The following is a 19,679-nucleotide window of genomic DNA, read 5'->3' as shown; positions in this document are numbered from 1 at the left end:
AGCGCTGCGCCAGGGCGATATAGTCAGACGCGCCATAGGCCTGGGCGCAGAGATCGGCGAAGCTCGCCCGCGCCACGCTGCCGGCCGCCTGCGGCAGGACGAGGTCGTGGCCCTGCACGTTCAGCACGGTGCGCTGCCCCTGCGCCACGCCGGACAGCGCCTTGAAGGCCGTATCGAGCGCAGCCTTCGCCTTCTCGTCGGCCGGCACATGATAGACCGGCGCGCCGCCAAGCTTCTCCAGACGGAAATCGGTGCGCGCATCGAGCTTGAGCACCTCGACCTTGGTCTGCAGCAATTCGATGAAGGGCAGGAACAGCGCCCGGTTGAGCCCGCCCTCATAGAGCCGCGACGGCTCGACATTCGAGGTCGCGACCACCACGACGCCCGCCGCGAACAGCGCCGTGAACAGCCGCCCGAGGATCATCGCATCGGCGATGTCGGTGACGGTGAACTCGTCGAAGCAGAGCAGATAGGCCTCATCGGCGAGATCCGCCGCAACCGGCGCGATCGGATCGGAATCCTTGACCTCGCCGCTCTTGATCTTCTGCCGATAGATGTTGATGCGACCATGGACGTCGGCGAGGAACTCGTGGAAATGCACGCGGCGCTTGCGCTTCACCGGCGCGGCCTCGAAGAACATGTCCATCAGCATGGTCTTGCCGCGGCCGACCGAGCCCCAGACATAGAGGCCCTTCGGCGCGCTAGCCGTGTCCGGCTTCTTGCCGAAGAGCCAGCCGAGCGCGCTGCCCTTGCGGGCGAGGCGGCGGGCGGCGAGCGTCTCGGTCAGCGCCTGGAGCTTCCTGACCACGGCGACCTGCGCGGGATCGCGCTCGATGGCGCCCGCCTCGACCAGGGCGGCATAACGGTCGGTGATCGAGGCTGACATGACGGCGGGCGCTGGCGATCCGAGGAAGACCTGACCGGGTTACGTTAGCACTGCCCGCATCGCAAGCCCGCAGGACACTTCCAGCGAAGCGCCATTACACCGACAGCGAGGCGAGAAAGTCGCGCAGACGCGTCTGCTTGGGCGCGGCGAGGATGCTCCGAGGCGCCCCGATCTCGACGATCTCGCCGCCATCCATGAAGGCGACCTGGTCGCCGGTTTCCCGGATGAAGCCGATTTCATGGGTCGCCACGATCAGGGTCAGGCCCGATCCCGCGAGGCCGCGCATGACATCGAGCACCTCGCCCGCGGCATCCGGATCAAGCCCCGCGGTCGGCTCGTCCAGCAGCATCAGCCGCGGCTTCGCCGCCAAGGCTCTGGCGACGGCAAGGCGCCGCTGCTGCCCGCCCGAAAGCTCGTTCGGATAGGCGTCGCGCCTGTCGGGGAGCCCGACCCGTTCCAGCGCCGCCATCGCCTCCGCGACGATCTCCCTGCGCGAGAGCTTCAGCCGGGCGAACGGCCCTTCGAGAATGTGCTGCAGGGCGGTCATATGGTCGAACAGCACGGGCCGTTGCGGGACCATGCCGACGGCGAGAGGCTGGCCCGCGGTCCCCGTCTCGCTTAGCTGCCCGCCGATCTGGATCGTGCCCTCGTCGGCCGCCTCGCTCCCGTCGATGCAGCGCAGCAGCGTCGACTTGCCGGCGCCCGACGGCCCGATGATGCACTGGATCGCGCTAGGCGCGACCGCAAGCGAGACGTCGGTCAGCGCCTGCACGCCACCGAAGCGCTTGCCGACATGGGCGATCGTGACGGCCGCGCCTTCAGCCTTCGTGGTCTGCGCCGCGCTCACCTCGCGTCCTCCGTATCGCCTTCGAAAATGGCGTCGGAGGCCATAGCGTTCGATCCGCGGCAAGACCAGCCCGGCGAACCTCGCCCGCGCCCGCGCGTTGTCGGGCAGGAGGACGATCCATGCTCACCATTCTGCCGGCCCCGGACCATGTCGCCGCCTATCGCCTGTCGCAGACGCTGACCGGTGAGGATCTCGACGCGATCATGGCCGATATCGAAGCCCGGCTCGCCCGTCACGAGAAGCTCGGCATTCTCGCGGATATGACCGATTTCACCGACATGACGCTGGCCGCGGCCTGGAAGGACGCGCGCTACAGCCTCGGCAAGCTCTGGGAGCTCAGGCGTTTTCCGAAGGAAGCGGTGGTCACCGACAGGGGCTGGCTCGCCGGCTTCGTCGATCTGCTCGACCCGGCGATCCCCTTCGTGAAGGTCCGCGCCTTCAAGCCCGAGGATTACGAGAAGGCGCTGAGCTGGGTCGGCGATATCGAGGGCGGCCCGAACGCCTGAGGCTCAAGCGGCCCCGCCGCGCGCAAACGTCTCGTCGAAGGCGTAGCCGGCGCCGCGCACGGTACGCAGCGGGTCCTTGGCGTCCCCCGGCGTGATCGCCTTGCGCAGCCGCCCGACATGGACGTCGACCGTGCGCTCGTCGATATAGACATCCCGGCCCCAGACCGCATCGAGGAGCTGGGCGCGCGAATAGACCCGGCCCGGCGCCTGCATCAGGAACTCCAGCAGGCGGAACTCGGTCGGCCCGAGATGCAATTCGCTGCCCGCGCGGCGGACACGCCGCGTCGTGCGGTCGAGTTCGAGATCGCCCGCCGCCAATAGCCCCGCGACGTGACCTGGCTTCGCCCGGCGCAAAAGCGCCTGGATGCGTGCGATCAGCTCCGGCAGCGAGAACGGCTTCACGACATAGTCGTCGGCGCCGGTCGCAAGCCCGCGCACCCGCTCGGTCTCCTCGCCGCGCGCCGTCAGCATGATGATTGGCACGCGCTCGGTGTCGCGGCGCGAGCGCAGCCGGCGGCAGAGCTCGATGCCGGACAGGCCCGGCAGCATCCAGTCGAGCAGGACGAGATCGGGCGTGTGATCGCGCAGATGCAGCTCCGCATCGTCCCCGCGCGCGACGCTGTCGACCTCGAAGCCCTCGGCCTCGAGATTGTAGCGCAGCAGCAGGGTGAGCGGCTCCTCGTCCTCGACGATCAGGATGCGTGCGGCCATGCTTCTTTTCCGTCCTTCGAGCCTTCCGTCATGCTCGCCCTTGTGGCGAGCATCCACGTCTTGAACAGCGCCTGAAGAGGCGAAGACGGGGATGGTCGGGACAAGCCCGACCAAGACGGAAAGGCTACGGCACTTTTCGGTCGTTCAGTTTCCCGTCACCGCTTCGACCTCGATATTGGTCGTGTCGAGCTTCGGCCGGTTCACGTCGAGGGAATCGCCGGTGACGAGGTAATGGATCGTCTCGGCGATGTTGGTGGTGTGGTCGCCGATCCGCTCGATGTTCTTGGCGCAGAACAGCAGATGCGTGCAGAAGGTGATGTTGCGCGGGTCCTCCATCATATAGGTCAGGAGTTCGCGGAACAGCGAGGTGTAGAGCGCGTCGATCTCGTCGTCGCGCTTCCAGACCTCGAGCGCCTTCTGCTCGTTCGTCGCGGCATAGGCGTCGAGCACGTCCTTGAGTTGGGCCTGCACGAGGCGGCTGATATGCTCGAGGCCGACGACCGCGCGATGCGGCGGCTGGAACTGCCCGGCGATCGCGACGGCGCGCTTGGCGATGTTCTTGGCGAGATCGCCGACGCGCTCGATGTCCGAGGCGAGGCGGATCGCCGAGATCAGCTCGCGCAGGTCCTGCGCCAGGGGCTGGCGCCGGGCGATGGTGAGCACGGCCTTCTCCTCGACCTCGCGCTGGAGATTGTCGAGGCGCTGGTCGGCCGAGATGATCTTCTGGGCGAGCGCGGTGTCGCGGCGAACGAGCGCCACCGTGGAATCGCCCAGCATGCGCTCGGCCATGCCGCCCATTTCGGCGAGGCTGCGGCGGATACCTTCGAGATCGGTGTCGTAGGAGCGGACGATGTGGTCGGTCATGGCGTGTTCCTCCGGCGCATCGGCCCGAAAAGTGGAAACCGGTTTTCGGGCAAGCCGATGCGAAATAAAAATCCCGCTTAGCCGAAACGGCCGGTGACGTAGTCCTGGGTCTGCTTCTTGGCGGGGTTCATGAAGATCGTGTTGGTCGGCGCGAACTCGATGACCTCGCCGAGATACATGAACGCGGTGTACTGCGAGATGCGCGCGGCCTGCTGCATGTTGTGCGTCACGATCGCGATGGTGAAGTCGCTCTTGAGCTGCTCCAGCAGGTCCTCGATCTTGCCGGTCGAGATCGGGTCGAGCGCCGAGGTCGGTTCGTCGAACAGGATCACTTCCGGCTTCTGCGCGATGGTGCGGGCGATGCACAGGCGCTGCTGCTGGCCGCCGGAGAGGCCCATGCCGGAGCTCTTCAGCTTGTCCTTGACCTCGTCCCAGAGCGCGGCGCGGCGCAGCGCGCCTTCGACGCGGTCGTCGAGCTCCGACTTCGGCGGCTTCTCGTAGAGGCGGATGCCGAAGGCGACGTTGTCGTAGATCGACATCGGGAACGGCGTCGGCTTCTGGAAGACCATGCCGACGCGCGAGCGCAACTCGTTCACGTCGACGTCGTTGGAGATGATGTTGCGGCCGTCGAGCATGATCTGCCCTTCCGCGCGCTGTTCCGGATAGAGCGAGTAGATGCGGTTGAAGATGCGCAGCAGGGTCGACTTGCCGCAGCCCGACGGGCCGATCAGCGCCGTGACGTGACGGTCGCGGAAGTCGAGATTGATGTTCTTCAGCGCCTTGTGCTCGCCGTAGTAGAAATCGAGGTTCTTCACCGCGATCCGGACGGGCGCCTCGGCATCGAGCGACTGGGGGGAGAGTTCAAGGGTCGAAAGCATCGACTTAGGTCCTCAAGGTCGGTCGCGACCGGGTTGGTTTCAGGCTCACTTGCTGCCGGCGACGATACGCCGGGCAACGATCGAGAGCACGAGGATCGAGACGGTGATGATGAGCGAGCCGGCCCAGGCGAGCTGCTGCCAGTTCTCGTAAGGGGCGGAGGCGAACTGGTAGATCGTCACCGGCAGGTTGGAGACGCCGCCGACGAGCGTCGGCGAGAACCAGAAATTGTTGTTCAGCGCGGTGAAGAGCAGCGGCGCGGTCTCGCCGGCGATGCGGGCGAGCGCCAGCAGGATGCCGGTGACCATGCCGGCCTTGGCCGCACGCCAGGTCACCGAGGTGATGACGACGGAGGGCGGCGCGCCGAGCGCGGCGCCGGCTTCGCGCAAGGGACCGGGCACGAGGTTCAGCATGTCCTCGGTCGTGCGCACGATCACGGGGATCGCGATGATGCCGAGCGCGACGCCGCCGGCCCAGCCGGAATAGCCGCGGAACGGCTCGACCAGGATGACGTAGACGAACAGACCGATCAGGATCGACGGCGCCGAGAGCAGGATGTCGTTGATGAAGCGGATCAGGTTCGCGAGCTTCGAGCTGCGGCCATATTCCGCGAGCCAGGTCCCCGCCAGCACGCCGATCGGCGTGGCGATGGCGATGCCTAGGAAGGTCAGCACGAAGGAGCCGACGATGGCGTTGGCGATGCCGCCTCCCTCCGAGCCGGGCCCGGGCGTGACCGCCGTGAAGGTCGCGACGGAGAGCCCGCCGATGCCCTTCACCACGAGCATGCCGAGGATCCAGAACAGCACGAAGATCGCGGTGAAGGTGAAGCCGGTGGCGATGATCTTCATCATCCGGTCGGCCGTGCGGCGGGTCTGGCGCACGCGGCCCCAGGGCTGGTGCGGCAATTCGCGAGGCGTGGTCGTCATGGTCATGGGTTGAGCCTCAGTAGCGCTTGACGCGGGCGACCAGCAGCCGCGCGATGACGAGGACGACGAAGGTGACGAAGAACAGGATGCAGCCCAGCGCGATCAGCGAGTTGAGCTGCAGGCCCATCGCCTCGTTGAACTCGTTGGCGATGCGCGAGGCGATGGTCGAGCCGGGATCGAGGATCGAGGCCGAGAGCCGGTTGGCGTTGCCGACGACGAAGGTCACCGCCATCGTCTCGCCGAGCGCACGGCCAAGACCGAGCATCACCGCGCCGATGATCGAGACGCCGGCCTGCGGCACCAGCACATGGCGCACGACCTCCCAGGTCGTCGCCCCGATGCCGTAGGCGCTCTCGCGCAGCACCGAGGGAATCTGCTCCAGCATGTCGCGGGTGATCGAGGCGATGAACGGCACGATCATGAAGGCGAGGATGATGCCGGCCGTGAAGATGCCCAGCCCCGAGGGCGAGCGCGAGTAGAGCACCGTGCCGACGATGGGGAGGCCCTCGACGATGTTCGAGAGCGGGATCTGCACATAGGCCGCGAAGAGCGGCACGAAGACGAACAGGCCCCACATGCCGTAGATGATCGACGGCACGGCGGCGAGCAGCTCGACCGCGGTCGCGACCGGCTTCTTGAACCAGCCCGGCGCGAGCTGGGTCAGGTAGACCGCGATGCCCAGCGAGAGCGGCACGCCGATCACCAGCGCGATCAGCGCCGTCGAGAGCGTGCCGACGATCGCCGGCCAGGCGCCGTACTGATCGTTCTGGGTATCCCAGACGCTGGAGGTGATGAAGCCGAGGCCGAATTCGCGGAAGGCCGGCCAGCCGCCGATGACCATCGAGGCCATGATGCCGGCGAGCAGCACCAGCACCAGCAACGCTGCGCCGAAGCTGGCATTGCGGAAGACGAGATCAAAGGTCGCCTTCGGCGTCTTGCGCACGATCGGCGTCGCGCCGGGAATGCTGGTCATGTCGGTTGCTGCGGTCATCCGCGGAAGCTCCGGTGGCATAGCCGGGATCGGCGGGGAACCCGCCCGATCCCAGCCCTCATCCTGAAGAGCGCCCGAAGGTGGCTCCTCAGGATGAGGGCTTGATGAGGGTGGCGAGGCGGGTCGAACCCGCCTCGCCTTGTCGCTTGGCAGCGATCAGAAGATCGGCTTGCCCGAGGTGTCGGTCACGCCCTTCCAGGCGCTGCGGACCTGATCCTTCACGTTCGCCGGCAGGGCGACGTAGTCGAGCTCGCTGGCGAGCTTGTCGCCGTTCTTGTAGACCCAGTCGAAGAACTTCAGCGCGGCCTGCGTCTCTTCCGGCTTCTCCGGCTTGGCATAGACCAGGATGAAGGTCGCCGAGGTGATCGGCCAGGCATCCGCACCCTTCTGGTTGTTCAGCGAGATGCCGAAACCGGGCTGCTCCTGCCAGTTGGCATTGGCCGCGGCGGCCTGGAAGGCCTTCTCTTCGGGCGCCGGGAAGTTGCCGTCGGCATTCTTCACCAGGGCGTGGGAGAGCTTGTTCTGCTTGGCATAGGCATACTCGACATAACCGATCGAGTTGGCGACCTGCTTGACCGAGGCCGAGACGCCCTCGTTGCCCTTGCCGCCGATGCCGACCGGCCACTGGACCGACTGGTTGGCGCCGATCTTGGACTTCCACTCGGCCGAGGCCTTGGCGAGATAGTCGGTGAACACGAAGGTCGTGCCCGAGCCGTCCGAACGGTAGACCGGGTTGATGTTCGCGTCCGGAAGGGTGACGCCGGCATTGAGCGCGACGATCTTCGGGTCGTTCCACTTCTTGATGTCGCCCAGGTAGATCTGAGCGATGATCTCGCCCGAGAGCTTGAGCTTGCCCGGCTCGACGCCGGCGATGTTCACGGCCGGCACGACGCCGCCCATCACGGTCGGGAACTGGATCAGGCCGTCCTTGGTCAGGTCCTCGCCCTTGAGCGGGGCGTCGGTCGCGCCGAAGGCGACGGTCTTGGCCTTGATCTGGCGAATGCCGCCACCCGAGCCGATCGACTGGTAGTTCAGGCCGGTGCCGGTCTCTTTCTTGTAGGCCTCGGCCCACTTCGAATAGATCGGGAAGGGGAAGGTCGCGCCGGCGCCGGTGATGTCGGCAGCCTGGGCGGAACCGGCGATCCCGGCGGCAACGGCCGCGAGAACGAGAATCTTGCGCATGTGAGATGTCCTCATTGGGTCGCTATATGCAGCGGCCCTGTCAGAACACCCTCTGTATGACAGCCAAATGACAATCCGTCATGAAAGGTGTCATGAAGCTGCGAAAGCTGTCCCGGCACCGGTCGGCAAACTCGCCGTCATTCCGGGGCAGGCCGCAGGCCTGAGCCCGGAATCCAGAACCGATGTCGTGATGAATGCAGGCGCTCATCCGACCTCGCCCTCTTTCGGAAACGGTATCGGTTCTGGGTTCCGGGCTCTTCGCTGGCGCGAAGCCCCGGAATGACGGCGGAGTCACGAAGGCCGGGGCAGGTCCAATGCGCGGGTATCCCCTACGCTCTGCCCTCGAAGCGCGGCAGGATCGCCTTGAAGGTCGCGCCCTCGCCCGGCTTGCTCTCGATCGTCAGCCGCCCGCGATGGCGCAGCACGATATGCTTCACGATGGCGAGACCCAGGCCCGTGCCGCCGGCCTCGCGGCTCGCGGCGGTGTCGACCCGGTAGAAGCGCTCGGTCAGGCGCGGCAGGTGCTCGGGCGCGATGCCCGGCCCGTCGTCGCGGACGCTGACGCTGGCCTCGCTCTCGCCGGCCTCGACGGTGATCGCCACCTCTCCGCCCGGCTTGCCGTATTTGATGGCGTTCTCGACGAGGTTCTCCATCAGGCGCAGCAATTCGTCGCGGTCGCCCGGCACCTGCAGCGCCTCCCGCGGCGTCTTCAGCGCCAGCGTGACGTCGCGCTCCCGCGCCATCAGCGTCAGCGAATCCACGATCTCGCGGGCGATGCCGGCGAGATCGACCGGCGTATCCGGCGCGACATGGGCGCGCTGCTCGATCCGCGACAGCGAGAGCAGGTCGTCGACGAGCCGCGCCATACGCAGGCCCTGCTCGCGCATGATGCCGAGGAAGCGCTCGCGCGCCCGCTCGTCGTTGCGGGCCGGCCCCTGCAAGGTCTCGACGAAGCCGAGCAGCGAGGCGAGCGGCGTGCGCAGTTCGTGGCTGGCATTGGCGACGAAATCGACGCGCATGCGCTCGATCACGCGCTGCTCGCTCAGGTCCTGGAAGGTCAGGAGCGTCGCGTGGCGCAGGCCGCTGTCGTTCAGCGCGGCGATATGGATGCGGAAGGTCCGCTCGACCGGCACGCGCTCGACGAGCTCGACGGTCTTGCGTCCGCCTCCGAGCGCGACGTGCTCGATCGCGTCGTTGAGATCGGGGTCGCGCAGCACCAGCGCCAGCAGCTTGCCGACAGCCAGCCCCGGGATCAGGACGGGCATCGCCGGGCTCAGCGCCTGCGCCACGCCCTGGCCGTCGAGCAGCACGGCCGGCGCGCCGAGCGCCTCGACCATGTCCCGCACCAGCGCGGCATTGGAAGCCGAAAGATTGACCATGGAGAACCCGGAGACAGACGGCGGGTGCCGACGGGCCTCTTCCTGAGCGGAAGCGCGACGGGCGTCAATTCCCTTCCGCGAGCTAGCCGGCTAGGCTGCTTGCGAAAGAGGAGCCTAACCATGGCGAAGAAGTTCTCGGGTTCGGACGTGAAGGATCCCGTCGTCGTGCCGTCGGAAGAACCTGCGAAGCGGGCAAAAACGCGCACCAAAGCCATCAAGGCGAAGGACTTCGACCTCGAAGCCGACAGCCTGCCCGAAGCGATCATCGATGCCGCCTATCACAGCGGCAACTATCCCTATGGCAAGCGGATGAAGCGCAAGCGCTACAACCGCGAGATGGAGCCGCTGCAGATCGAACTGCAGAAGCTGACGCGCTGGACGGCCAAGCATGGCGAGCGCATCGTCATCGTCTTCGAGGGGCGCGACGGCGCCGGCAAGGGCGGCACCATCGCCCGCTTCACCCAGCATCTCAATCCGCGCCAGGCCCGCATCGTCGCCCTGCCCAAGCCTTCCGACACCGAGAAGGGCCAGTGGTATTTCCAGCGCTATGCCGCGCAGATGCCCACCGCCGGCGAGATCGTGTTCTTCGACCGCTCCTGGTACAACCGCGCCGGCGTCGAGCGTGTCATGGGCTTCTGCAAGCCGGAAGAAACCGAGCAATTCCTGAAAGAGGCGCCGGTTTTCGAGGGCATGCTCGCCCGCGACGGCGTTCGCCTGATCAAGCTCTTCCTGACCATCGGGCGCGAGATGCAGATGACGCGGCTGCACGCCCGCTGGCACGATCCGCTCAAGCGCTGGAAGCTGTCGCCGATCGATTTCGAGTCGGTCCCGCGCTTCGACGATTATTCCCGCGCCTTCGACGAGATGCTGTCCCGGACCTCGACCGAGGCCGCGCCCTGGCATGTCGTGCGCAGCAACGACAAGCTCCGCGCCCGGCTCAACGCGATCCGCCATGTGCTGAAGGCGATCCCTTACAAGGGCAAGGACGAAGCCGCGATCGGGCTGCTGGACGAGGACATCGTCATTCCGGTCGATCGCTATCTCGACAATGGCGGCGAGCCGGAGAGCTGAGAACCCTCCGGTACCCGCTTCACGGCCCCATCACATGGTTCGGCAGCCAGGTCGTCAGGGGCGGCCAGAGCGTGATCATGGCCAGCACCACCAGTAGCGGCACGAGCCAGGGCAGGATCGCCTTCGACATCGTCTCGAACGAGACATTGGCGATGCGCGTCACCACGAAGAGCACCACCCCGATCGGCGGATGGATCGTCCCCAGGATCAGGTTCAGGATCATGATGATGCCGAACTGGACCGGGTCGATCCCGAAGCTGTGCGCCGCCGGCACCAGGATCGGGATCAGGATCAGCAGCGCGGCCAGCGCCTCCATGAAGCAGCCGACGACGAGCAGGATCAGGTTGCAGACCAGCAGGAAGACGAGCGGGTCCTTGATCGTCTCGACGATCAGCGGCGTCAGCGTCTGCGGCACGCGCGAGATCGACATGCACCAGCCGAGCGCGCCCGCCGCCATCACCAGCACCGTGACGAGGCCGGTGGTCTCGACCGTCTCGATCAGGATCGGCCAGAGCTGCTTCACCTCCAGCGTGCGATAGACGAAGAAGCCGAGGAACAGCGCGTAGAGGCAGGCGACGGCCGCCGCTTCCGTTGGCGTAAAGATGCCGGTGAACATGCCGCCAAGGATCAGGGGTGGCGTCATCAGCGCGAAGAAGCCGTTGAAGAAGCTGCGGCCGATCTCGCGGAAGCCCTTGAACGGCTCCTTCCGGAAGCCCTGCCGCCTGGCGATGATCGCAACCATGACCATCAGCGACAGCCCCATCAGGATGCCGGGAATGACGCCGCCGATGAAGAGCCGGCCGATCGAGACATCGGCCGTCACGCCATAGATCACCATCGGCAGCGAGGGCGGGATGATCGGGCCGATCGTCGCCGCTGCCGCCGTGATCGAGGCCGCGGTCTCCGGCCGGTAGCCCGCCTTGCGCATCGCCCGGATCTCGATCGCGCCCGAGCCTGCCGCGTCCGCGACCGCCGAGCCGACCATGCCGGCGAAGATCATGCTGGTCAGGATCGAGGCATGGGCATAGCCGCCGCGCAGCCAGCCGAGCACCGCCGTGGCGAAGGCGACGATGCGGTCGGTGATCCGCGCCGCGCCCAATATGTTGCCCATCAGGATGAAGAGCGGCGCCGCCACGATCGGAAAGGAGTTCATCGCCTGCGCCATCTTCTGCGGCACGATCGAGGCGGAGAAATCGCCGATCAGCACGAAGGCGAAGGCGGCAAGCCCCATCGAGGCGAAGAGCGGGAACCCCGCCAGGATCGAGAGCAGCCAGACGGCCGAGATCTGGAAGATCAGCGTGCTCACTCGGCCGCCTCCTGCAGCGTCGGCGCAATTGGCTGGAACGGCGGGCTGTGCCAGTTGCGGATATTGTCGATCAGCTCGGCCAGTCCCTGCAGCGCGGTGACGACGCCCGCTACCAGCATAGGCACATAGAGCAGCCCCATCGAGAGCGGCACGGTCGTCGCCTCGAGATCATAGTTCGCCTGGATCAGATGGACGCTGTACCAGCTCACCAGCAGGCCGAAGACGACCATCGCCGATTGCATCACGCTCTCGGCCGCCCGCCAGCCATGCTGCGGCAGCAGGTTATGGAAGAAGCGGATGCGGATATGGGCGCGCCGCCGGCTCGCCAGGATCCAGCCGGCGACGGCGACCCAGAGCATCAGGAAGCGCGAGACCTCGTCGGTCCAGATCAACGGCTCGCCCAGCGCCCGCGTGACGATGCCAAGGGTGACGACGACGAGCAGCGCGACGATGAGGATCGCCGCGATCACCTCCATCAGGCGGTCGAAAGCCTTGGACCAGCGCGTCATGCGGATTGCTTTCCTTCTCTCGGACCAGACAGCGCTGCCGTCACGCCGTGCAAGCCGAAGGCCTGCCCGCCCGTCATGCTCGCCCTTGTGGCGAGCATCCATGTCTTGAACACCGGTTGGACCAGCGAAGACCTGGATGGTCGGGACAAGCCCGACCAGGACGGGAAATGGAAGCAGCGTGACGGAACGCGATTGAGACCCGCCTTCACAGCCCCTGGATGCGGTCCCAGAGGCCCTTGCCCCATTTGCTCTCGAACTTGGCCGGCACGCTGGCCAGCACCGGCTTGCGGAAGGCCTCGTTATCCGGCTTGATCACCGTCATGCCGCCCTTCGCCAGCGTGTCGGCGAGGCCCTTTTCCTGCTCCAGGATCTCGTTGTCCTGCCAGGTCGCGGCCTTGTCGATCGCCGCGACGACGATGTCGCGATCGGCCTGCGGAATCTTCTGCCAGGCCGCCTCGTTTACGATCACCAGCCGCGGCGTGATGATATGGGCGGTCAGCACGAGGTATTTCTGAACCTCGCCGAGCTTGGCCGAGGCGATAGTCGGCAGCGGGTTTTCCTGCCCGTCGACCGCGCCCTGGGAGAGGGCGAGGTAGAGCTCGGAGAAATTCAACGGCGTCGGCCGCGCGCCCCAGGCTTCCGCCATCGCCCGGAAGGTGTCGACCTCCGGCACGCGCAGCTTGAAGCCCTTCATGTCGTCGACGGAGTTGATCGCCTTCTTGCCGCTGGTGAGATGGCGCACCCCGTAATAATTGACGCCGATCATGCGCATGCCGCGCTTCTCGACCAGCGCCTTGTTGAGCTCGTCGATCAGCGGGGATTTCAGCGCGCGCGTCATATGCGCCGCGTCCTTCCAGATATAGGGCGCCTCGATGATCGAGAGCTGCGGCACGAACTGGCCGAGCTGCGCCGCGCCTTCCGTCACCATGGTCAGCGCGCCCGATGCGACCGATTCCACCATGTCGCGGGAGGAGCCGAGCTGCCCGTTCGGGAAGGACTGGACGTCGATGCGCCCGCCGGTCTTCTCCTTGATCTCGGCGGCGGCCCTCACCGCACTCTGCGGCGAAGGATGGCTCGCCGGCTGGCCGTCGGCCCAGCGCAGCACCAGTGCCTGCGCTCTCAGGATATTGGGCGCCGCGATCGCAGCCGCCCCCGCCGCCGCAGCGGCCATGAATTCGCGCCTCGTCTGCTTCGTCATCGCCTGTTCCCTCCGGGGAGCGGCCGGTTCGTCCGGCTCGTAATGGTTGCGGTCGTCAGTACTGCATCGCCCGCGCACGGGCATTGCCGATATGGATGCTCATTTCTTCCGACGCGCGTTCCGGATCGCGGCTCTCGATCGCGGTGATGATCTTGAGATGGTCCTGCATCACCGGCACGAGGATATGGTTCTGGATGCGCGTCTCGTATTGGCGGATCAGCCGGATCTTCAGCCAGGTCACGCGGAAGGCCTGGCTGACGATGTCGTTGTCGAGATGGTCGATGATCGCCTCGTGCATCAGGCGGTCGACATCCTCGGCATCCTCGATCAGGCGCTCGTCGCCGCCGGCCTCGGCCCGCGCGATGATCGCCTCGTGCCGGGCGCGCTGCTCGGCGATCTCGTCCTCGGTCGCATTCCGGGTGTAGAGCGCCGTCGCCTCCTTCTCCAGGAAGAGCCGGAACTGGAAGGCGTTTCGGATCAGGTTGAGGTCGACATGGGCGACCTGCATGCCGCGCTGCGGCACGGTCTTGATCAGGCCTTCCGCCTCGAGTCGCGGCACCAGCTCGCGGATGGCGCCGAGCGGAAAGCCGGTCATCGCGACGAGCTCGCGCTGGGTCACGAACTGGCCGGGCTTGATCTCGCGCGCCAGCAATCGCTCGGTGAAGGAGGCATAGGCGCGCTCCCTTAGCTTCAGCGGTTCGCCCTCGCGCGCTTCCTGCTCCGGCTCGCTCACGATCCCTCCTTGCGACATCCTTGTCAGGCTGCCTTGGCCTGCTTGATCGAATCGAAGGCGGCGAAGAGCCGCTTGCGGGTGGCCGCATCCAGCGCCTCCAGCGGCGGGCGCATCGCGCCATAGCCGTCGTCGCCATGGACATGGCCGACCAGCGCCTTCACCGCCGCCAGCACCGGATGCGAGCAGATCTCGTCGACGAGAGCGTTCACCACCGGGCTGTCCTTGCCCTCGTAGACCATCGGGCGCAGCAGGCCGGGCACCAGATTGGCGAGGCCGCAGATCGTGCCCTGAGCGCCGTTGCGCACCGCCTTGGCGAGCTGGCGCTCGTCGCCGACGAGGATGGCGAGCTCGCCATGCGCCTTCAGCAGCGCTTCGGTATTGGCATAGCTGCCCGAGGAATCCTTGACGCCGATGACGAGGCCGGGGAACGCGGTCTTGAGCCGCTGCACCAGGCCGACGCTGATATCGACCGCCGTCACCGAGGGGATGTGGTAGACGACGACGTTGCGGGCAGAGGCACCCAGCTTCTCGAAGAACTGCGAGAACCAGACATAGAGCCCCTCGTCGCTGACGCCCTTGAAGTAGAAGGGCGGCGCGACCAGCAGGCCCTTCGCGCCGGCATCGAGCGCGATGCGCGCCTGCTCCACCGCCTCATGCATCGAGGCCGCGGCAATGCCGGCATAGATCTGCTTGGCGGGATCGATCCCCGCCCCGATCAGCGCGCCCATCATCGCGGTCCGCGCCGGGAGGCCGAGCGCCGCGCCCTCGCCCGTCGTGCCGAACAGGGTGACGGAATCGCAGCCCTCCGCCAGCACATGGCGTGCATGGTGGACGAGGCGCGGCAGGTCGACATTGCCGCCCTCCCGCATCGGGGTGGTGATTGCGCAGGAGAGGCCGAAGCGGGTCTTGTCGGTGGCCATTTCGAGGAACTTTCAGAGCTGAATGTTGACTGACATGTTAGAATGAAGACAGAACCGCCCGCAAGCGATCCCGCAGGCTTGCCGCTAGCCGTCCTTGAGGCCCCCGGCGGAGAGTCCGGCGACGATCTGGCGCTGGGCGATGACGGTGACCAGGAGCACGGGCAGCGTCACCAGAAGGGCAGCCGCAGCGAGCGGCCCCCAGGAGATCTGCTCGAAGGTCAGCGAATTGTAGACGGCAGACGGCAGCGTCCGGCTCCCCTTGCCGCCGAGCACGACAGAGAAGATGAAGTTGTTCCAGGAGAAGATGAAGGCGAGGATGCCGCCGACGACGATGCCGGGCTTGGCCAGCGGCAGCGCGACATGGCGGAAGGCCTGCCAAGTCGTGGCGCCGTCGATGCGCGAGGCATCCTCCAGCTCCATCGGCACGTTCTCGAAATATCCGATCATGATCCAGACGATGATCGGGATGGTGATGACGAGATGGGTGATGACCAGCGCCGTGATCGAGCCGACCAATCCCGTGATCTGGAACAGCAGGAAGAGCGGGATCAGGTAGGACAGGGCCGGCGTCATCCGCGCGACCAGGATCAGCACCGCGAATTTATGCGCCTTGCCGCGCGCGATGCCGTAGCCGGCCGGCACGCCGACGATCAGCCCGAGCAGCACCGCCCCGCCCGTGACCAGGATCGAGTTCCAGAGATAGAGCCCGAAATTGTTCTGCGCGAAGACGTCGACATAGTTCTTCAGCGTCGGCGGATCGGGAATGAAGACCGGCGGGAAGGCGGTGTTGTCGAGCTCGTTCTTGAGCGACAGCGAGATCATCCAGAGGAAGACCAGCACCGCCGGCGACACCAGCACGAAGACCGAGGCCCAGAAGCCGGCTTTCTTGAGCGTGCGGTTCATCACGCGTTCCACTTCGACTTCTGCCGGGCATAGAGCAGCAGCAGCGAGAGCATGATGATGATGACGAAGAAGATCACCACGACGGCCGAGGCGTAGCCGATCTTGTAGAACTGGAAGGCCTGCAGATAGAGGAAGATGTTCAGCGTCTCCGACGCTGTGCCCGGCCCGCCCTGCGTGATCACGAAGATCGTGTCGAAAGCCTTCAGCGCATCGATGGTGCGGATGACGATCGCCACCATGATGAAGGGCCAGACCAGCGGCAGCGTGATGTGCCGGAACATGTGCCAATCATTGGCGCCGTCGATCAGCGCGGATTCGTAGGGCTCGCGCGGCAGCCCGGCCAATCCGCCGAGCACGATCAGCATCACCAGCGGCGTCCAGTGCCAGACCTCGACCATGACCAGCGTCGGGATCACTGTCGAGGGCTCGTAGACCCAGCCGGACGGCCCGATGCCGACCAGCGAGAGCAGGTAGTTCAGCACGCCGAGCTGCGGGTGGAACATCATCGTCCAGACCAGCGCGACCGCGACTGGCGTCGCCATCATCGGCATGACGAAGATCGTGCGCAGCAGGCCCCGCATCGGGAACTCGCGATGGAAGACCAGCGCCGCCGCGGTGCCGAACACGATCGGCAGCACCACCGCCAGCACGGTGAAATACAACGTATGCCCCATCGACTCGATGAAGCGCTGGTCCTTCATCAGCTCGGCGAAATTGCCGAGGCCGACGAATTCCACCCCGCCACCGATCTTCCAGTCCTGGCCGGACATGTAGAGCGTGAACAGCCACGGGAACACGATCACGGCCGCGATCACCAGCACTGCCGGCAGCGAGAACAGCCAGTAGCGCGGTGTGAAATCGGCCGAAGCGGCGGCGGCGCGCCCTTGCGTCGTGCTCGGCAGGCTGGCTGGCAGGGACGTGCTGGTCATGCGGTCTGCTTCACTTGAAACCCATCGTCATGCTCGCCCTTGTGGCGAGCATCCACGTCTTGAACGCGCTCTGCGGCGGAGGAAGACGTGGATGGTCGGGACAAGCCCGACCATGACGTTTCCCGCGTCGCGCGTTGCCTCACCCCTGCTCGCTCTTGGCGAGCACCGGCGCGAAGGTTTCCGTCGCCTTCTTCAGCTCGGCCGCGACATCCGACCCGCCGATCGCGTTGGTCAGCGCCACGCCGAACACGTCGCGGAACTCGGTCACCGGCACGATCTGCGGCAGGCCGGCCCGCGCGATCTTGGCCGAGCCGAGCAGGCACTCGAAATACTGCTTGCCGAACTTCGACGCCTGGATCGTCTCGGTGTCCAGATAGGCCGAGGAACGACCCGGCGCGCCCGCGCCGGCCTTGAGCATGGCGAGCTGGTTCTTCTTGTTGGTCATGAACTGCAGGTAGAGCCAGGCGGCCTCCTTCTTGGAGGAGCCGCGCGAGATGCCCATGCCGTCGGCGAACATGCCGGCGTAATGCGCCTTCGGCCCCGGCGGCGTCACGCCATAGCCGACCTTGCCGACGATGCGCGACTTGGACGGGTCTTCCAGCGGCGTTGCGAAGCCGATGCCGTCGAGCCACATCGCGGCGCGGCCCTGCATGAAGGTGGTCTGGCACTCGTTCCAGTTGAAGCCGACCTGCCCGGCAGGGCCGGTCTCCTTGTTGAGCTTGCGATAGAGATCGGCCGCCCAGATCGCCTCCGGCGTATCGGTCAGCAACTTGCCTTCGGGCGAGGTCGTTTCCATGCCCTGCCCGAGCATCAGCGAGGTCCAGACCGGAACATTGGCGTTCTTCAGGCCGCGCGAGACGAAGCCGGCGACGCCCTTGGCGGGATCGTGCAGCTTCTGCGCCGCGGTGAACATCTCATCCATCGTCTTGGGATAGGCGACGCCCTTCGCGTCGAAGAGCTCCTTGTTGTAGTAGATCATCCAATAGTCGACGAAGAACGGGATCGTATCGAGCGCCCCGTCGGCCTGCCGCGCATAGGCGACCGGACCGGCGCCGAAATCCGCAAAGTCGAAACCCGGCGCAGTCAGCGCCGCGTTCTTGATGTAGGGATCGAGATTCTCGAACCACTTGCCCTTGGCCGCCATGCGCTTCTGGACATGCAGCGAGATGCCGCTGACGTCGAAGCTCGGCTTGCCCGAGGCGAATTCGATCACCGCCTTCTGGCGCTGCTGCTGCTCCGGCACCTGCTCGGAGGAAACCTTGATGCCGGTGAGCTCGGTGAATTCCTTCTCGGCCTGCTGCATCAGGTCCGAGCGCGGGTTCTTGACCAGGAGCACGTCGATCGACTGGCCGGAGAATTTCTTCCAGTCGAACGCGCCTTGCGCCTGCGCCTTGCGCAGCACCAGCGGCGAGGCCAGCGCGGCAGCGCCGCCGGCGAGCAGGACACGGCGCGTCGGCTTGAGAATGCTATCGGTCATCGGCGTCCTCCCCAGGACTTGAACACGGCCCGTTTCGGGCCTTTGATGTCGCGCGGAACGACAGGCGAAGACCGCCTCCCGCATCCGTGATCGGGCTGAACGCTAATCTCCTTTCGGCCCGGTTGCAAGCTAACATGTTGGCGTGCACATAGTATCGCCACACCCTTCCTCCCCGCCGCCGAATCCCCTGCGAGAGCCGCCCGTGACGAGCCCGCCCCGCATCGATTCCCACCAGCATTTCTGGCGGCTGTGCCGCGGCGATTACGGCTGGCTGACGCCGGCCCTGAAGCCGATCTACCGCGATTTCGAGCCCGCCGATCTCGCCCCGCATCTGGCGCAGCACGACATCGCCTCGACCATCCTCGTCCAGGCTGCACCGACCGAAGCCGAGACGCATCATCTGCTCGCCATCGCCGCCGCCACGCCCTTCGTCGCCGGCGTCGTCGGCTGGACCGATTTCGAGGCGCCCGACGCCCCCGCCCGCATCGCAGCGCTTGCCGCCGACCCGCTGCTCGTCGGCTTGCGCCCCATGGTGCAGGACATTCCCGATCCCGGCTGGCTCGCGAAACCGAGCCTCGCGCCCGCCTTTGCGGCGCTCAGGGAACACGGCCTCGTCTTCGACGCGCTGGTGAAGCCGCCGCAGATCCCCGCTCTCCTGAAGCTGCTGAAGCGGGAGACGGAACTGCCCGTCGTCATCGACCACGGCGCCAAGCCCGACCTGACAGGCGCCGATCTCTCCGCCTGGCGCGGCGGCATCGCGGCGCTCGCCGCCCGGCCGAACACGACCTGCAAGCTCTCCGGCCTCGTCACCGAAGCCGGACCCGGCTGGCGCGAGGCGACGCTGGCGCCGGCCGTCGCCCAGCTGCTGGCCTGTTTCGGGCCGGAGCGCCTGCTCTGGGGCAGCGACTGGCCGGTCGCGACGCTCGCCGCTGCTTACGACCAATGGCTCGCCGCCGCTGAGCGCCTCACCGCGACGCTCTCGGAAGCCGAGCGCGCCGCGATCTTCGGCGGCAACGCCGCCCGCATCTACCTGACGAAGAGGGGCCGCCGCCCGTCATGCTGAGAAATCTCGACCCCGTCCTCTCCGCCGACCTGCTCTGGGTGCTCGCCGCGATGGGCCATGGCGACGACCTCGCGCTGGTCGATGCCAACCACCCGGCCGAAACCATCGCCAGCTCGACCACCAGCGGCCGCCTGATCCGCCTGCCCGGCCTGACGATGCAGCGCGCCGCCCGCGCCATCCTCTCGGTGCTGCCGATCGACGATTTCGAGCCTGAGCCTGTCAGGCGCATGGAAGTGGTCGGCGACGCCGCCGCGATTCCCGAGGTCCAGCGCGCCGTGCAGGCCGAGATCGACACCGCGCTCGGCCGCGCTGAGCCGCTCGTCGGCATCGAGCGCTTCGCATTCTACGATCAGGCGCGGCGGGCTTTCGCGGTGGTACAGGTCGGCGATCCCCGTCCCTATG

At 66.5% G+C, this 19,679-nt stretch carries 21 protein-coding genes; 4 read left to right on the top strand and 17 right to left on the bottom strand.

Annotation, left to right across the window (positions count from 1 at the left end):
• Together zapE and JHD80_RS22375 are read right to left on the bottom strand one after the other, a co-directional pair.
• Window positions 1–886 (bottom strand): cell division protein ZapE (gene zapE / locus JHD80_RS22380; RefSeq protein WP_199091954.1); only part of this gene is annotated, 886 nt, incomplete at its 3' end.
• A gap of 94 nt (window positions 887–980) precedes the next feature.
• The gene (locus tag JHD80_RS22375) at window positions 981–1,733 is read right to left on the bottom strand and encodes an amino acid ABC transporter ATP-binding protein (protein WP_349237324.1); all 753 of its coding nucleotides are present in this window, start codon (window positions 1,731–1,733) and stop codon (window positions 981–983) included.
• A gap of 119 nt (window positions 1,734–1,852) precedes the next feature.
• On the opposite strand from JHD80_RS22375, the gene JHD80_RS22370 reads away from it, so the two are divergent.
• Entirely contained in the window at window positions 1,853–2,239 is a 387-nt protein-coding gene (locus JHD80_RS22370; RefSeq protein WP_199091952.1) for a SpoIIAA family protein, read from the top strand.
• A 3-nt stretch (window positions 2,240–2,242) separates the two neighbouring features.
• Here JHD80_RS22370 and phoB read toward each other — a convergent pair whose 3' ends face one another.
• The 7 genes from phoB to JHD80_RS22335 all read right to left on the bottom strand — a co-directional run bounded on the left by phoB (window position 2,243) and on the right by JHD80_RS22335 (window position 9,168).
• On the bottom strand, window positions 2,243–2,950 hold the full coding sequence (gene phoB / locus JHD80_RS22365) for a phosphate regulon transcriptional regulator PhoB (protein ID WP_047576054.1): 708 nt from the start codon (window positions 2,948–2,950) through the stop codon (window positions 2,243–2,245).
• A 144-nt stretch (window positions 2,951–3,094) separates the two neighbouring features.
• A complete protein-coding gene (gene phoU, locus JHD80_RS22360) occupies window positions 3,095–3,814 on the bottom strand; it encodes a phosphate signaling complex protein PhoU (RefSeq protein WP_091856981.1) in 720 nt (239 codons plus the stop codon).
• A gap of 77 nt (window positions 3,815–3,891) precedes the next feature.
• Window positions 3,892–4,692, bottom strand: a complete 801-nt coding sequence (gene pstB, locus JHD80_RS22355; RefSeq protein ID WP_199091950.1) for a phosphate ABC transporter ATP-binding protein PstB — start codon at window positions 4,690–4,692, stop codon at window positions 3,892–3,894.
• Window positions 4,693–4,737: 45 nt separating this feature from the next.
• Window positions 4,738–5,622, bottom strand: a complete 885-nt coding sequence (gene pstA, locus JHD80_RS22350; RefSeq protein ID WP_199091948.1) for a phosphate ABC transporter permease PstA — start codon at window positions 5,620–5,622, stop codon at window positions 4,738–4,740.
• A gap of 10 nt (window positions 5,623–5,632) precedes the next feature.
• Window positions 5,633–6,607 carry a phosphate ABC transporter permease subunit PstC gene (pstC, locus tag JHD80_RS22345; RefSeq protein ID WP_199091947.1) on the bottom strand — a complete coding sequence of 325 codons (975 nt, stop codon included), beginning with the start codon at window positions 6,605–6,607 and terminating at the stop codon, window positions 5,633–5,635.
• A 156-nt stretch (window positions 6,608–6,763) separates the two neighbouring features.
• Window positions 6,764–7,789 (bottom strand): phosphate ABC transporter substrate-binding protein PstS, encoded by a 1,026-nt coding sequence (gene pstS / locus JHD80_RS22340; RefSeq protein ID WP_199091945.1) that lies wholly within the window; start codon window positions 7,787–7,789, stop codon window positions 6,764–6,766.
• A 329-nt stretch (window positions 7,790–8,118) separates the two neighbouring features.
• On the bottom strand, window positions 8,119–9,168 hold the full coding sequence (locus JHD80_RS22335; RefSeq protein WP_199091943.1) for an ATP-binding protein: 1,050 nt from the start codon (window positions 9,166–9,168) through the stop codon (window positions 8,119–8,121).
• A 147-nt stretch (window positions 9,169–9,315) separates the two neighbouring features.
• Between JHD80_RS22335 and ppk2 the strand changes: the two genes are divergently transcribed.
• A complete protein-coding gene (gene ppk2 / locus JHD80_RS22330) occupies window positions 9,316–10,239 on the top strand; it encodes a polyphosphate kinase 2 (RefSeq protein ID WP_465246549.1) in 924 nt (307 codons plus the stop codon).
• A gap of 19 nt (window positions 10,240–10,258) precedes the next feature.
• Here the strand turns inward: ppk2 and JHD80_RS22325 are convergent, their stop codons facing one another.
• From JHD80_RS22325 to JHD80_RS22290, 8 genes are all read right to left on the bottom strand, one after another.
• Entirely contained in the window at window positions 10,259–11,545 is a 1,287-nt protein-coding gene (locus JHD80_RS22325) for a TRAP transporter large permease subunit (protein WP_199091939.1), read from the bottom strand.
• The gene (locus tag JHD80_RS22320) at window positions 11,542–12,054 is read right to left on the bottom strand and encodes a TRAP transporter small permease (RefSeq protein ID WP_199091937.1); all 513 of its coding nucleotides are present in this window, start codon (window positions 12,052–12,054) and stop codon (window positions 11,542–11,544) included. Before JHD80_RS22320 ends, JHD80_RS22325 begins: the two co-directional genes overlap by 4 nt.
• Window positions 12,055–12,259: 205 nt before the next feature.
• A complete protein-coding gene (locus tag JHD80_RS22315) occupies window positions 12,260–13,252 on the bottom strand; it encodes a sialic acid TRAP transporter substrate-binding protein SiaP (protein WP_199091935.1) in 993 nt (330 codons plus the stop codon).
• 55 nt (window positions 13,253–13,307) lie between these two features.
• A complete protein-coding gene (locus tag JHD80_RS22310) occupies window positions 13,308–13,985 on the bottom strand; it encodes a GntR family transcriptional regulator (RefSeq protein ID WP_349237323.1) in 678 nt (225 codons plus the stop codon).
• A 23-nt stretch (window positions 13,986–14,008) separates the two neighbouring features.
• A complete protein-coding gene (locus JHD80_RS22305; protein WP_199091932.1) occupies window positions 14,009–14,905 on the bottom strand; it encodes a dihydrodipicolinate synthase family protein in 897 nt (298 codons plus the stop codon).
• Between the two features lie 84 nt (window positions 14,906–14,989).
• A complete protein-coding gene (locus JHD80_RS22300) occupies window positions 14,990–15,808 on the bottom strand; it encodes a carbohydrate ABC transporter permease (RefSeq protein ID WP_199091930.1) in 819 nt (272 codons plus the stop codon).
• Entirely contained in the window at window positions 15,808–16,737 is a 930-nt protein-coding gene (locus JHD80_RS22295) for a carbohydrate ABC transporter permease (protein ID WP_199091929.1), read from the bottom strand. The genes JHD80_RS22300 and JHD80_RS22295 overlap by 1 nt, the downstream gene beginning before the upstream one ends.
• Before the next feature lie 139 nt (window positions 16,738–16,876).
• A complete protein-coding gene (locus JHD80_RS22290) occupies window positions 16,877–18,214 on the bottom strand; it encodes an ABC transporter substrate-binding protein (RefSeq protein ID WP_199091927.1) in 1,338 nt (445 codons plus the stop codon).
• 202 nt (window positions 18,215–18,416) lie between these two features.
• Between JHD80_RS22290 and JHD80_RS22285 the strand changes: the two genes are divergently transcribed.
• On the top strand, window positions 18,417–19,277 hold the full coding sequence (locus tag JHD80_RS22285; RefSeq protein WP_199091925.1) for an amidohydrolase family protein: 861 nt from the start codon (window positions 18,417–18,419) through the stop codon (window positions 19,275–19,277).
• The coding region (locus JHD80_RS22280) for an RbsD/FucU family protein (RefSeq protein ID WP_199091923.1) at window positions 19,271–19,679 on the top strand (409 nt) is incomplete at its 3' end. The genes JHD80_RS22285 and JHD80_RS22280, both read left to right, overlap by 7 nt.

This window comes from Allobosea sp. ASV33, from assembly GCF_016428755.1.
Lineage (GTDB): Bacteria > Pseudomonadota > Alphaproteobacteria > Rhizobiales > Beijerinckiaceae > Allobosea.
This window is presented reverse-complemented; position numbering and strand designations above follow the sequence as displayed.